Source organism: Pantoea sp. 18059 (genome assembly GCF_902706165.1).
Lineage (GTDB): Bacteria > Pseudomonadota > Gammaproteobacteria > Enterobacterales > Enterobacteriaceae > Pantoea > Pantoea agglomerans.
Map to the genome: position 1 here is coordinate 1 of NZ_CACSJS010000002.1, position 13,442 is coordinate 13,442.

Annotated in this window: 15 protein-coding genes; 8 read left to right on the top strand and 7 right to left on the bottom strand. The window is 54.9% G+C overall.

The window, feature by feature from the left end; all coding sequences use genetic code 11:
- Nucleotides 1–368 precede the first annotated feature (368 nt).
- Nucleotides 369–929 (bottom strand): D-glycero-beta-D-manno-heptose 1,7-bisphosphate 7-phosphatase, encoded by a 561-nt coding sequence (gene gmhB / locus GVJ63_RS06855; protein ID WP_031591190.1) that lies wholly within the window; start codon nt 927–929, stop codon nt 369–371.
- Between the two features lie 189 nt (nt 930–1,118).
- Here gmhB and metN point away from each other — a divergent pair, with 189 nt between their 5' ends.
- The 6 genes from metN to proS all read left to right on the top strand — a co-directional run bounded on the left by metN (nt 1,119) and on the right by proS (nt 6,682).
- Nucleotides 1,119–2,150 (top strand): methionine ABC transporter ATP-binding protein MetN, encoded by a 1,032-nt coding sequence (metN, locus tag GVJ63_RS06860; protein ID WP_033756655.1) that lies wholly within the window; start codon nt 1,119–1,121, stop codon nt 2,148–2,150.
- Nucleotides 2,143–2,796 carry a methionine ABC transporter permease MetI gene (locus tag GVJ63_RS06865; protein WP_003852613.1) on the top strand — a complete coding sequence of 218 codons (654 nt, stop codon included), beginning with the start codon at nt 2,143–2,145 and terminating at the stop codon, nt 2,794–2,796. The genes metN and GVJ63_RS06865 overlap by 8 nt, the downstream gene beginning before the upstream one ends.
- Nucleotides 2,797–2,830: 34 nt before the next feature.
- Nucleotides 2,831–3,646 carry a MetQ/NlpA family lipoprotein gene (locus tag GVJ63_RS06870; protein WP_010254184.1) on the top strand — a complete coding sequence of 272 codons (816 nt, stop codon included), beginning with the start codon at nt 2,831–2,833 and terminating at the stop codon, nt 3,644–3,646.
- Between the two features lie 128 nt (nt 3,647–3,774).
- Complete coding sequence (gene rcsF, locus GVJ63_RS06875; protein WP_010254182.1) at nt 3,775–4,173, top strand: Rcs stress response system protein RcsF; 399 nt, start codon at nt 3,775–3,777, stop codon at nt 4,171–4,173.
- Nucleotides 4,170–4,874 carry a tRNA (N6-threonylcarbamoyladenosine(37)-N6)-methyltransferase TrmO gene (gene tsaA / locus GVJ63_RS06880; RefSeq protein WP_010254180.1) on the top strand — a complete coding sequence of 235 codons (705 nt, stop codon included), beginning with the start codon at nt 4,170–4,172 and terminating at the stop codon, nt 4,872–4,874. The genes rcsF and tsaA overlap by 4 nt, the downstream gene beginning before the upstream one ends.
- 89 nt (nt 4,875–4,963) lie before the next feature.
- Nucleotides 4,964–6,682: a proline--tRNA ligase gene (gene proS, locus GVJ63_RS06885; protein ID WP_022625458.1), complete on the top strand. Its 1,719-nt coding sequence runs from the start codon at nt 4,964–4,966 to the stop codon at nt 6,680–6,682.
- A gap of 232 nt (nt 6,683–6,914) precedes the next feature.
- Here the strand turns inward: proS and arfB are convergent, their stop codons facing one another.
- On the bottom strand, nt 6,915–7,325 hold the full coding sequence (arfB, locus tag GVJ63_RS06890; protein ID WP_010254175.1) for an alternative ribosome rescue aminoacyl-tRNA hydrolase ArfB: 411 nt from the start codon (nt 7,323–7,325) through the stop codon (nt 6,915–6,917).
- Nucleotides 7,326–7,542: 217 nt separating this feature from the next.
- Here arfB and GVJ63_RS06895 point away from each other — a divergent pair, with 217 nt between their 5' ends.
- Both GVJ63_RS06895 and rof read left to right on the top strand, forming a co-directional pair.
- On the top strand, nt 7,543–7,743 hold the full coding sequence (locus GVJ63_RS06895; RefSeq protein WP_010254172.1) for a YaeP family protein: 201 nt from the start codon (nt 7,543–7,545) through the stop codon (nt 7,741–7,743).
- Nucleotides 7,730–7,990 carry a Rho-binding antiterminator gene (rof, locus tag GVJ63_RS06900; RefSeq protein ID WP_010254167.1) on the top strand — a complete coding sequence of 87 codons (261 nt, stop codon included), beginning with the start codon at nt 7,730–7,732 and terminating at the stop codon, nt 7,988–7,990. The genes GVJ63_RS06895 and rof overlap by 14 nt, the downstream gene beginning before the upstream one ends.
- Before the next feature lie 40 nt (nt 7,991–8,030).
- Here the strand turns inward: rof and GVJ63_RS06905 are convergent, their stop codons facing one another.
- From GVJ63_RS06905 to accA, 5 genes are all read right to left on the bottom strand, one after another.
- Nucleotides 8,031–8,339, bottom strand: a complete 309-nt coding sequence (locus GVJ63_RS06905) for a cytochrome c (protein WP_033787335.1) — start codon at nt 8,337–8,339, stop codon at nt 8,031–8,033.
- Nucleotides 8,339–9,658, bottom strand: coding sequence for a tRNA lysidine(34) synthetase TilS (tilS, locus tag GVJ63_RS06910; protein ID WP_159226619.1), 1,320 nt, complete (start codon nt 9,656–9,658; stop codon nt 8,339–8,341). The genes GVJ63_RS06905 and tilS overlap by 1 nt, the downstream gene beginning before the upstream one ends.
- Before the next feature lie 52 nt (nt 9,659–9,710).
- A complete protein-coding gene (locus GVJ63_RS06915) occupies nt 9,711–10,100 on the bottom strand; it encodes a VOC family protein (RefSeq protein ID WP_010671867.1) in 390 nt (129 codons plus the stop codon).
- Nucleotides 10,101–10,164: 64 nt separating this feature from the next.
- A complete protein-coding gene (locus tag GVJ63_RS06920) occupies nt 10,165–12,315 on the bottom strand; it encodes a lysine decarboxylase LdcC (RefSeq protein WP_159226620.1) in 2,151 nt (716 codons plus the stop codon).
- Between the two features lie 168 nt (nt 12,316–12,483).
- The gene (gene accA / locus GVJ63_RS06925) at nt 12,484–13,440 is read right to left on the bottom strand and encodes an acetyl-CoA carboxylase carboxyl transferase subunit alpha (RefSeq protein WP_010254150.1); all 957 of its coding nucleotides are present in this window, start codon (nt 13,438–13,440) and stop codon (nt 12,484–12,486) included.
- Nucleotides 13,441–13,442: the final 2 nt, after the last annotated feature.

A 13,442-nucleotide genomic window follows, 5' to 3' on the forward strand; every position in this document is an offset into this window, starting at 1 on the left:
CTGTAAAACGTCATAATGAATTTCATTATGTGTTCACTCGTGAGGCTTGATGTTTTTTTACGTCCGGAGACGCTGATATCAATCCTGCGAGTGCCCACACAGATTGTCTGATAAATTGTTAAAGAGCAGTGCGAACAGTGCGTTAGCGTCCTGTCGCGAGGTGGCGTATATTACGCTTTCCTCCTGCAGAGTCAACCTCTATTTCAGAAGTTTTTCTCCGGCGGCGCAGTCTCCTGTGCCTCTCAACCCGCTTCCCGTTGCCGGTGTTCCGTGTCGATGGAGGCGCATTATAGGGAACGGCTCAGATAGCGCAAGTGCAAATTGAGACTTTTTTTCTGTTCGTCTGAAATTTGCACAAAAGCGCCGTTTTACCCCTTTTTAATGCGCGCCGGAAGCTCTGCCAGGCTATTAATCACCCAATCTGCTGCTGCTTCACCTTCAGCGGTGACCGGTTTGCCGCTGCGCACCAGGACTTTCATGCCGACACCGGCAGCCTGCCCTGCCAGCATGTCTTCCAGCTTGTCACCCACCATATAAGAAGCGGCCATATCAATATTCAGTTCTTCCTGTGCCGTCAGCAGCATACCTGGCTGAGGCTTGCGGCAGTCACAGGCCTGACGGAACTCTGCTACTGTTGCTTCAGGATGGTGAGGACAGAAATAGATGCCATCAAGATCAACATCGCGATCGGCCAGCGACCAGTCCATCCATTCTGTCAGCCGCATAAAGGTATCTTCAGTAAACATACCGCGCGCGATGCCAGACTGATTGGTCACAACCACCAGCGCAAAACCCATTGCCTTTAGTTGTTGCAGCGCTTCAATCGTGCCGTCAATAAACTGGAAGTCATCGATCTCATGGACATAGCCATTGTCGACATTAAGGGTGCCATCACGATCAAGAAAAATAGCGGGGACTTTATTCGCCACGTAGAAACTCCTGCTGTAAAAATTGCCGATCAGTATCGCATGATTGCTATAAAAGGGAGAATGTCAGATTGAATCACTTCCATTGATTTAGACGTCTGGATGCCTTAACATCCATCCAGCTTTTATACCGAATAAAAGCGACGAGGCTTCCCACACCACGGACAACGCAACACGATAATAAATAACATAATGATTAAACTAGAAAATATTACCAAGGTGTTTCAGCAAGGTACGCGGTCTGTTCCGGCGCTAACGGATGTCAGCCTGCACGTGCCTGCCGGACAGATTTATGGCGTTATCGGTGCTTCCGGTGCCGGTAAAAGTACGTTGATTCGTTGCGTTAACCTGCTGGAGCGCCCTACTTCGGGCCGCGTACTGGTAGACGGTGCTGATTTAACCGCACTCAACGAACGTCAGTTAACCCAGGCGCGCCGCCAGATCGGCATGATCTTCCAGCACTTTAATCTGATGAACTCCCGTACCGTCGCGGGTAACGTCTCTCTTCCACTGGAACTCGGTAATCTCTCCCGCGCTCAGATCACGGCTCGCGTAACTGAACTGCTGGAACTGGTGGGATTATCAGATAAGCATGATGCCTGGCCTGCGAATCTCTCGGGCGGTCAGAAGCAGCGTGTCGCGATTGCCCGCGCCCTGGCCAGCAATCCCAAGGTTCTGTTGTGTGATGAAGCTACCAGTGCACTGGATCCCGCGACGACCCGCTCTATTCTGGAATTGCTTAAAGACATTAACCGCCGGCTTGGGCTGACGATTCTGCTGATCACCCATGAAATGGATGTAGTGAAACGCATCTGCGATCAGGTTGCGGTCATCAGTCACGGTGAGCTGATTGAGAAAGATAGCGTCAGTGAGGTCTTCTCTCATCCTAAGACACCGCTGGCGCAGCAGTTTATTCAGTCTACGCTGCATCTGGATATTCCGGATGATTACCAGCAGCGCCTTTCTGCCACCGCCGCTGAAGGCACCGTGCCCCTGCTGCGACTGGAATTCACCGGTAAATCGGTTGATGCGCCGCTGCTGTCTGAAGCTGCCCGCCGTTACAACGTGAATAACAACATTATCAGTGCCCAGATGGATTACGCCGGTGGCGTGAAGTTCGGCATTATGCTGGCCGAAATGCACGGCACAAAAAGCGATACCCGCGAGGCGATAGCCTGGCTGAAGGAGAATCATGTGAAAGTAGAGGTGTTAGGTTATGTCTGAAGCGATGATGTGGTTGCTGGGACGGGGCGTGTGGGAAACGCTGATGATGACCTTCGTCTCGGGCTTTTTCGGTTTTGTGCTGGGTCTGCCGGTCGGCGTTTTACTCTATGTCACCCGTCCGGGCCAGATTCTGCAGAATCAGGGACTTTATCGCGTGCTCTCCGCGCTGGTGAATATCTTCCGCTCCATTCCTTTCATTATCTTACTGGTCTGGATGATTCCTTTTACTCGCGTAATCGTCGGCACCTCAATCGGACTGCAGGCGGCCATCGTGCCGTTGACCGTTGGCGCGGCACCGTTTATCGCACGTATGGTTGAAAATGCCTTGCTGGAACTGCCAACCGGACTGATTGAAGCGTCACGAGCTATGGGCGCCACGCCAATGCAGATCATCCGTAAGGTTCTGCTGCCGGAAGCGATGCCTGGCCTGGTGAATGCTGCGACCATCACCCTGATTACCCTGGTTGGTTACTCCGCCATGGGTGGCGCGGTGGGTGCCGGTGGTCTGGGCCAGATCGGTTATCAGTATGGTTATATCGGATATAACGCCACTGTGATGAATACGGTATTGGTGTTGTTAGTAGTTTTGGTGTATCTCATTCAATTCTGTGGCGACCGCATCGTGCATGCGGTGTCCCATAAATAAGCCAGCAATATCACATTATTAAGAAGGAAAGGATATGTCTTTCAGATTCAAGAAAATTGCCGCTGTGGGTGCACTGATTGGCGCGATTGCGCTGGCAGGATGCGATCAAAAAGAGAAAGACCCTAACCACATCAAAGTGGGTGTGATTGTCGGTGCTGAGCAGCAGGTTGCTGAAGCAGCGCAGAAAGTTGCCAAAGAGAAATATGGTCTGGACGTTGAGCTGGTCACCTTCAACGATTACGTACTGCCGAATGAAGCGCTGAGCAAAGGCGATATCGACGTCAACGCTTTCCAGCACAAACCGTATCTGGATCAGCAAATCAAAGATCGTGGCTACAAGCTGGTTTCAGTGGGTAACTCCTTCGTCTACCCAATCGCGGGCTATTCGAAAAAGATTAAGTCACTGGATGAGCTGCAGGATGGCGCTCAGGTTGCCATTCCAAACGACCCGACCAACCTGGGCCGTACGCTGCTGCTGCTGCAGAAAGTGGGTCTGATCAAGCTGAAAGATGGCGTGGGCCTGCTGCCAACCTCGCTGGATATCACTGAAAACCCTAAGCATCTGAAAATTGTTGAGCTGGAAGCGCCGCAGCTGCCACGCTCACTGGACGATCAGCAGATCGCGCTGGCGGTTATCAACACCACCTACGCCAGCCAGATTGGCCTGACGCCAGCCAAAGATGGCATTTTCGTCGAAGATAAAGATTCACCGTACGTGAACCTGATTGTGGCGCGCGAAGATAATAAAGATGCGGAAAACGTGAAGAAATTCGTCAAGGCTTACCAGTCTGACGAAGTCTACGATGCCGCTAACAAAGTCTTTAACGGCGGCGCGGTTAAAGGCTGGTAATTCAGCTGTTCATCTCCTTAAGGGCGGCGCTATGCCGCCCTTTCTGTTATTGGGTGCCCTGCCCGACTTGTTATTTATTCTTGTCCTTGTTTCAATAACGCCACTTTTTGAAACCTGAGGATGTTGCCATGCGTTTTTTACCGCTCTGCTTGTTAGCATTGATGCTGACAGGGTGTGTTCATGAGTATCACCCGATAAGCAGCGCACCGTCCCGGCCGCAGCAATCCAGTGAACCCACCCGCAAGCCTGTGTCACGACCGGCACCGGTTAAGCTCTATACCGATGCCGCCGATCTGGTCAGCAAGCCGTTCCGCGATCTGGGTGAAGTCTCCGCTGAAGATTGCCAGATGAGTAATCAGAACTCCCCAGCCAACATCGCTACTGCACGTAAACGCCTGCAGATCAAAGCGTCACAGATGAAAGCCAATGCGGTGCTGCTGCATCAGTGTGAAATCGTCACCGGCACGCCAGGCTGCTATCGTCAGGCGGTGTGTCAGGGTTCGGCACTGAAAGTCAGCAATCAATGAGTGAATTCGCCTTTGCGCAAATTGGGGTAATCCGCTCACCATGGAAGGAGAAGTTTGCCGTGCCGCGCCAGCCAGGGCTGGTGCAGGATGGCGGCGGCGAACTGCACCTGCAGCCACCTTACAATCAGCCGGAAGCGGTGCGTGGACTGGAAGCGTTCAGCCACCTCTGGCTGCTGTTTGTCTTCCATCAGACGATGGAGGGCGGCTGGCGTCCCACGGTTCGCCCTCCCCGGCTGGGCGGCAATGCGCGCATGGGTGTATTTGCGACACGTTCAACGTTCCGTCCCAATCCCATTGGCATGTCGCTGGTTGAGCTAAAAGGTATCAGGATTGAAAAACAGCAGGTGATCCTGCAGCTTGGCAGTCTGGATCTGGTCGATGGCACCCCGGTGGTGGATATCAAACCTTATCTGCCTTTTGCCGAAGCATTGCCGCATGCCCAGGCGGGTTTTGCTCAGGCGGCACCTGCGGCTGATATGCCGGTTCGCTTCTCCGCGCTGGCACAACAGCAGCTTCACCAGCAGTCGCGCTACCCCAATCTGGCTCGCTTTATCAGTGAAGTGCTGGCACAGGATCCCCGTCCCGCTTACCGTCAGGGCGAAACGCAGGCGCGGGAATATGCGGCCTGGCTGATGGATTTTAATGTACGCTGGCGCATTGACGATGCCGGTACTGAAGTGATCGCCATCGACCCGCGTTAAAACCCGCTTTTGAGCCGGTGATCTCACTGGTACACTAGCCGCCAGCAAAATTCTGTCTGTGACTTTCCGATCAACTGGAACCGTAATCAATGCGTACTACTCAATATCTGCTCTCTACTCAGAAAGAGACGCCTTCCGACGCTGAAGTGATCAGCCACCAGCTGATGCTGCGCGCCGGTATGATCCGCAAACTGGCTTCTGGCTTGTACACCTGGTTACCGACCGGGGTTCGCGTGCTGAAAAAAGTCGAAAACATCGTGCGCGAAGAGATGAACAACGCGGGCGCGGTTGAGATTTTAATGCCGGTTGTGCAGCCCGCCGACCTGTGGCAGGAGAGCGGTCGCTGGGAGGAGTATGGCCCGGAACTGTTACGTATTGCAGATCGCCACGAGCGTCCGTTCGTGTTGGGTCCGACGCATGAAGAGGTGGTCACTGACCTGATCCGCAATGAGCTGAGCTCTTATAAGCAACTGCCGCTCAACCTCTATCAGATCCAGACCAAATTCCGTGATGAAGTCCGTCCGCGCTTTGGCGTGATGCGTTCACGTGAATTCATCATGAAAGATGCTTACTCGTTCCACGTTTCGCAGGAGTCGCTGCAGGAAACGTATGACGCGATGTACCGCGCCTATAGCCAGATCTTCAGCCGTATGGGTCTGGATTTCCGCGCCGTGCAGGCCGACACCGGCTCGATTGGCGGCAGCGCCTCCCATGAGTTCCAGGTTCTGGCGCAGAGCGGTGAAGATGATGTGATCTTCTCTACCGATTCTGATTACGCGGCCAATATTGAGCTGGCCGAAGCCGTCGCACCCGCCGGTGAGCGCGCAGCGCCGTCGCAGGAGATGCAACTGGTCGAGACGCCAGACGCAAAAACCATCGCGGAGCTGGTTGAGCAATTCAATGTGCCTGTTGAAAAAACAGTGAAAACGCTGATTGTTAAAGGTGCCGAAGAGAGCGGCCACGCGCTGGTTGCCCTGCTGGTACGCGGCGATCATCAGCTTAATGAGATCAAAGCGGAGAAGTCAGAGATCGTTGCGTCACCGCTGGTGTTCGCGACCGAAGAAGAGATTCGCGCCGCAGTGGGTGCCGGACCGGGTTCAATCGGCCCGGTTGGTCTGCAGATGCCTGTGATTGCTGACCGTACCGTGGCGAAGATGAGCGACTTCAGCGCCGGTGCCAACGTCGATGGTAAGCACTACTTCGGCATTAACTGGGAGCGCGATCTGCCGCTGGCCAGCGTTGCGGATATTCGTAACGTGGTCGAAGGCGATTTAAGCCCGGATGGTAAAGGCACGCTGCAGATTAAGCGTGGCATCGAAGTCGGTCATATTTTCCAGCTCGGCACCAAGTATTCTGACGCGCTGAAAGCGTCTGTTCAGGGCGAAGATGGCCGCAATCAGGTGATGAGCATGGGCTGCTACGGCATCGGCATCACCCGCGTTGTTGCGGCAGCCATTGAGCAGAACCATGACGACCGCGGCATCATCTGGCCAGCCGCACTGGCACCTTTCGAAGTTGCGATTCTGCCAATGAATATGCAGAAATCGTTCCGGGTTAAAGAGCTGGCGGAAGAGCTGTATGCCACCCTGCGTGCTAAAGGCGTTGAGGTTATTCTGGATGACCGTAAAGAGCGTCCGGGCGTGATGTTCGCTGATATGGAACTGATCGGTGTGCCACACACCATCGTCATTGGTGATCGCAATCTCGATAATCAGGAGATTGAGTACAAATCACGTCGTGCCGGTGAGAAGCAGATGATTAAGCAGGATGAAATTGTTGAATTCCTGCTGAAGGCTCTGAATAAGTAAGTTCTTAGCGTTAATCAAAGCGGGCTGAATCTGGCCGCAACAGATGAGCTCAACGCGAAGGGAACCGGGTCAGGAGAGGAAAGCGTCCCGCGCCAGGGACGGTGCGGGCCGAGCGGCCATGGATGGCTTTAGCGACTTTCCGATCTGACCCCGTTCCCTGAGCAGGCTCGATCTCTTCGCCGCTCGCCCCTGACGTTGTAAGTACTCAAACGCCCCGCCTGCGGGGCGTTTTTTATTGTACCTTGCCGCGCATCGATTTAGTTGAACTGCGGCGGGCTTTTCCTTCAAGACGGCGCTCTTTTGAGGCGCGGGTCGGCCGCGTGGCGCGCCGGGCTTTTTCCACGGTACTCAGCTCCTGGATCAGATTAACCAGACGTTGCAGCGCCGCTTCACGATTCATCTCCTGACTGCGATACTCCTGCGCCTTGATCACCACAACGCCATCACCGGTAATCAAATGATGAGTGGCGGTGAGCAGCCGCTCTTTATAAAACGCGGGCAGTGAAGAGGCAGCGATATCGAAGCGCAGATGAATGGCGGTGCTGGCTTTATTGACATGTTGTCCGCCTGCGCCCTGAGCACGAATCGCCGTCAGCTCAATCTCACTCTCCGGAATCTCAACCGAACGGGATAGCATAATCATAAGCTCGCTCCCCACACCTTAACCACGTTGACCTCCGATAACCTGTTCATCAAATTAACCTTTTGTGCTCTGATTTATTCCGCCTCAGACAGCGGAATCTGTCACTTTAGCAGTGATTCGCGCACTGTTCCTGCTTTACGCAGGCTGATTTCCTCTAAATGGCTATGATATAGTCGCCAGTTAACCAGAGTATTTACGCTCTGCCGAGGAGGGCCACGTGCAAAATTATTGTGAGTTAGTTCGCCGGAAGTATGCCGAAATCGGCAGCGGGGATTTAGGTTACATACCGGATGCGATTGGCTGCGCATTGAAGGCACTTAATGATGTTGCCGCAAATACTGAGCTAAACTCTTCTGTCAGGGAACAGGCGGCCTACGCCGCTGCTAACTTATTGGTGAGCGACTATGTTGATAAATGAAGCGTACCAACCTATCAATTGCGATGATTACGATAATCTGGAACTCGCCTGCCAGAACAACTGGATGCTGTCGCTGGAAATGAAAGATGGCGAGCAGCTTAAGGCAAAAGCCAAAGAGATCTTTTCACGTAAGAACGTTGAATATCTGGCTATCGATCTTTCCGGTGAACATCGCGAATTACGTCTCGACCATATCGCAAGCTTCACCCATCCCGAGTTGGGTACGGTGGTTGTCAGCGCAGAGTAACCTACGCATTCAGGGCGGGACCTTTCCGCCCTGTTAAACTTCAGGGCTGCAACGAACTGTAGTACGCCGCTAAATCCGCCATATCGCTGTCACTCAATCCCGCCACAAACGCCTTCATGACTTCAGCCTGACCGCCACTGCGTTCGCCATTTTTATAGGCCTGCAGCGCATGTTCCAGATAAGGTGCGTGCTGCCCGGCCAGGTCAGGATAGAGCGGCACCGCCGCTTTTCCTGCTGCGCCATGACAGGCCATGCAACTGCCCGCTTTCTGTGCGCCGCGCTGCGCATCACCCGCTGCCCATGCCGGTAACACGGTGACCGCTAAACAGGCAATAAGCCACTGTTTCATTATTGTTGTTCTCCTGCGCCGCATGCTCCGTCCCAGACTATCTGCCAGCCCTGCTGATCAGTGGCCGCGCCATCACGGGTGACAAAAAGAGTCGGAACGCAGACCAGCGTCTGGTTATAAAAAATTAACGGCAGCCGTTCACGCTGCCACGGCGGTATCTGTAACTCCTGCCACAGTTTTTTCATTTCCCTTCCGCCACGACGGCCCACCAGATGGACATGACCCTGTGCGTGAAACCGCACGCTGACCTGCTCATCCGGCTCAGGATAGCGCAACAGGCTCTCTGACTGGCTGGCACGCAGCGTGCCAAGGTTCTGCGGTAACGCCAGCGGCTGGCAGAGATCGGGCCATGCCAGCACGGTGTCGCGCAGTGAACTGAACAACGGCAGCCAGTAGAGCTGCTGACGGTAACGACGGAGTTCAGCCTGACCGAATCGCAGCCGGGGCTGCGCATCCTCCCGGCTCGCCATCACTTCGTCGTGGATGCGTTTCAGCGCTTCACGGGACGGCATCGCCCCACCCTGTCCGGCGATCCAGCGCCGCAATAAGGCATTAGCACGCAGCTCACTCATGGCCATTATGGGTGGAAAGTGCAGGCTGCCATCAGGCTGGATCAGCTCTGCCAGTTGCCCGACGAGCAGTTCATCCAGCAACTGCTCCTGCTCACTGCATAACGCCGCACTGCGGGCCGCTGCCTCGGCAAAATGGGGCCAGCGCTGGTGAAGCTCAGGCAGCAGCCGCTGACGCAGAAAGTTGCGGTCGTAGCGAAGATCCTGATTGCTCTCATCTTCAATCCACGCCAGCTGATGCGCGTCGGCATAGGCTTCAAGCGACTGTCGCGTCTGATTCAGCAGCGGACGCACCAGCTGATGAGAACCCAGCGTGCGTGTAGCGGGCATCGCTGCCAGCCCGGCGGGACCACTGCCGCGCTTCAGCGCCAGCAGGAATGTTTCGCACTGATCGTCGAGGTGCTGCGCTGTGAGTAACACTTCGCCCGGCTGCAGTGCCGCACTCAGCGCCTGATAACGGGCAGTGCGGGCGGCTGCTTCAATGCCGTTTTCCCGACCATCAACGTTAACGCGGAGCACTACACAGGGCAGCTGCCACTGCGCGCAAATCGTCTGGCAATGGGTTGCCCAGCGATCGGCATTCGGGCTAAGCCCATGGTGAACATGCAGTGCCCGCAGGCGCAACTGAGGATGCTGCTGCTGCCAGCCGCGAAGCTGATGCAGCAGCACGGTTGAATCCAGTCCACCGCTGAATGCGACCACCAGGGCGGCATCAGGTTGCAACAGAGTGTCAAAAGCGGGCAAAGACATGGCAGAATCCAGAAAATCGGGCCACTGAATGTCGCCCGCTGAGCGCGCTATTTTACGCCTGATAAAGCTCCAGCGGCAAACCATCCGGATCGGCAAAGAAAGTGCATTGTTTACCGGTCAGGTCATCAATGCGAATCGGCTCGCAGATAACGCCTTTATCGGCCAGCGTCGCGACGGCAGCGGCAACATCCGGCACGGTAAAGGCCAGATGACGCAGGCCACACGCTTCAGGATGACTGACCCGCGCCGGCGGCTCAGGAAAAGAGAACAGCTCAATGGTATAGCGATCCTGTAGGGCAAGGTCGCCTTTCCAGGAGTCCCGCGCTTCGCGGTAATATTCGCCCATCAGACGGAAACCCAGTACGTCACAATAGAATGCTTTGCTGCGCTGATAGTCAGAGGCGATGATGGCGATGTGGTGAATAGCGGTTAACTGCAACATGTTCAATTCCCTGATTCGGGCAGACTGTCCGCAGACACCCTGCCGCTGATAGTTGTTTAAAGGTTTATGCGAGGTCGTTTTTCAGCACGCGGACGCGATACTCGCCCTCTTCGGTCAGGCTGGCACCGTGAATATCCGTTTCGAAGCCCGGATAATGCCGTCCAATGCTGCACAGCATCAGCAGAAAATCGAGCACCGCGCGGCTCTTCTCAGTAATCATCTCGCCTGGCATCACCAGTGGAACGCCTGGCGGATAAGGCAGAATCATATTGGCTGACACCCGCCCGACCAGCTCGCTGAGTTCCACCGTTTCGATATTGCCCTTCACCTGCTGCTGAAACGCCTGATGCGGCGTCATCTTCATTTCGGGCAGGACATCAAATGCCTGCAGCATCAGACGCGGCAGATCGTGATGGCGGATCAGCTGATGGATCCCCTGCGCCAGTGTCTGAATGCGCATATTGCGATAGAAGTCAGGATCTTCGGCATAGAGATCCGGCAGCATGTTTTTCACCCGCAGATTAAGATCGTAGGCGCGTTTGAACTCGGTCAGTCCGCGCAGCACGCTCATTGCTTTGGTTTTGTCGATGCCGATGCTGAACAGGAACAGCAGGTTATAGGGACCGGTTTTCTCCACCACGATGCCGCGCTCATCCAGAAACTTCGCCACCAGCGCCGCCGGGATCCCCTCTTCCGCCATCTTCCCCAGTTCGCTCATGCCCGGCGTCAGAATGGTGACTTTGATCGGATCCAGGTACATGTGATCGCGATCGGCCTGAGTAAATCCGTGCCACTCTTCGTCGCCGGGCTGGATCGGCCAGCATTGCGCTTCATCAACCTCTTCCGGTTGCCAGATATCAAAGAACCAGCTGTCGGACTCTTCGCGCAGGCGCTGGATCTCCCGACGGAAGTGCAGCGCGCGCTCCACCGAGCGATTGATCAGTCGTTTACCGGGATTGCCACGCAGCATGGCAGCAGCAGTTTCAATAGAGGAGACGATGGCGTAATTGGGCGAGGTGGTGGTGTGCATCATGTAGGCTTCGTTAAACGTCTGTTCGTCGTAGTCGCCCTTAATGTGAATCATTGATGCCTGCGAAAACGCCGCCAGCAGTTTGTGGGTCGATTGCGTCTCATACACCACTTTGCCCGGGATGCGGTCGCCACTCATGCCACTTTTACCGGCGTAGATCGGATGGAAATTGGTGTAAGGCACCCACGCTGAATCGAAATGAATCGACGGTACATCCAGTGTCTCTTTGATGTATTGGGTATTGTAGAGCAGCCCATCATAGGTGGAGTTGGTGATCACCGCATGAACCGGCCACGTGGCACGGTCGGTGGCAGCCACCTTGCGCGAAATGCTCTCGCGGGTGAACTCCTGCTTCGGGATACCGCCGAGAATACCCAACGCATTGCGGGTCGGCTTCAGCCAGATGGGGATAAGATCGCTCATCATCAGCAGATGGGTCAGTGACTTGTGGCAGTTGCGATCGATCAGCACGGTGCTGCCCGCCGGTGCGGCATACATGCCGACAATTTTGTTCGACGTTGAGGTCCCGTTGGTCACCATGTAACTCTGCTCGGCACCAAAAGTGCGTGCAATGTACTCCTCCGCTTCAAGGTGCGGGCCGGTGTGATCAAGCAGCGAACCCAGTTCGGTAACGGAAATTGAGATGTCCGATTTCAGGGTATTGGCCCCGAAGAAATCGTAGAACAGGCAGCCCACCGGGCTCTTCTGAAACGCGGTACCCGCCATATGGCCCGGCGTGCAGAAGGTGTACTTGCCCTCTTTCACATAGGTGAACAACGCTTTAGTCAGCGGCGGCGTAATGTGGTCGAGATAGTCATCGGTATATTGCCGGATATGCAGCGCGATATCGTCGGCGGCATTCAGCGCGTACTCAAAAAAGTGCAGCGGCATGCGCATCTCATTGACGCTGATGTCCATCTGCGAGTGGGTGTTGATAAAGGCGTACAGCGGCAGGTATTCGTTGAGCTGATTAATCTCACCGCAGAGTTCCGGGCTGTTGTGCGCGTCCCAGTCGAAGATGACGCCACTGATACGCGGATTGTGCTCGATCAGTTTCAGCAGATCGTCACTGTTTTTCGGGTAAAGCAGCCTGAAGCCTTGCAGATTTAACGCCGCGTCGAGTTCGCGTAACGGTTCATCTTTATAAAACACGCCGTGCGCGCCCATGATCGCCAGAATATTCAATGCCCATCTCCCTGATTATTGTGGAACCGGACAAGCATAACCGCTAACCCGCGGAAGGTGTAGCAAGGCGGCTATCGGATGGCGCTGAAAGAGAGGGGAATAGCGTGCGGAGATAAACCGGCGGCATAAAAAAGCGGACCGGAGTCCGCTTTTATTGATGGGGCTAAATCAGGCGTAGCCGTAGCTCATCAGGCGCTGATAACGACGATCCAGCAGCTCTTCAGTGCTAAATCCATCGAGATCGGCCAGATCGGCCAGCAGCTGCTGCTTCAGTGACTGCGCCATATCAACCGGACGGCGATGCGCGCCACCCAGCGGCTCAGGGATCACGGAGTCAATCAGCTTCAGCTCTTTCAGACGGTGAGCGGTAATGCCCATCGCTTCAGCGGCCAGCGGCGCTTTGTCAGCGCTTTTCCACAGAATAGATGCACAGCCTTCCGGCGAGATCACTGAATAGGTGCTGTACTGCAGCATATTCACTTTGTCGCCCACGCCAATCGCCAGCGCACCACCTGAACCGCCCTCACCGATGACCGTACAGATCACCGGCACTTTCAGGCCAGACATTTCACGCAGGTTGCGGGCAATCGCTTCAGACTGCCCACGCTCTTCCGCGCCCACACCCGGATAGGCACCCGGTGTGTCGATGAAGGTGATGATTGGCATTTTGAAACGCTCAGCCATCTCCATCAGGCGCAGCGCTTTGCGATAGCCTTCCGGTGCTGGCATGCCGAAGTTACGGCGAATTTTCTCTTTGGTTTCACGGCCTTTCTGGTGCCCGATGATCATCACCGGACGTCCATCAAGACGTGCAATCCCGCCCACAATCGCTTTGTCATCGGCATAAGCACGGTCGCCCGCCAGCTCATCGAAATCGTCGAAGGCGTTGCGCACGTAGTCAAAGGTGTAAGGACGCAAAGGATGACGCGCCAGCTGAGCGATTTGCCATGCGCCCAAATCGGCGAAGATCTTACGGGTCAGCTCAACGCTTTTCTCACGCAGACGCTGAACTTCTTCATCCAGATTAACGTGTTTATCATCCTGACGACCAATTGAGGTCAGCGAATCGATCTTCGCTTCCAGTTCTGCAATTGGCTGTTCAAAATCCAGGTAATTAAGACTCATAA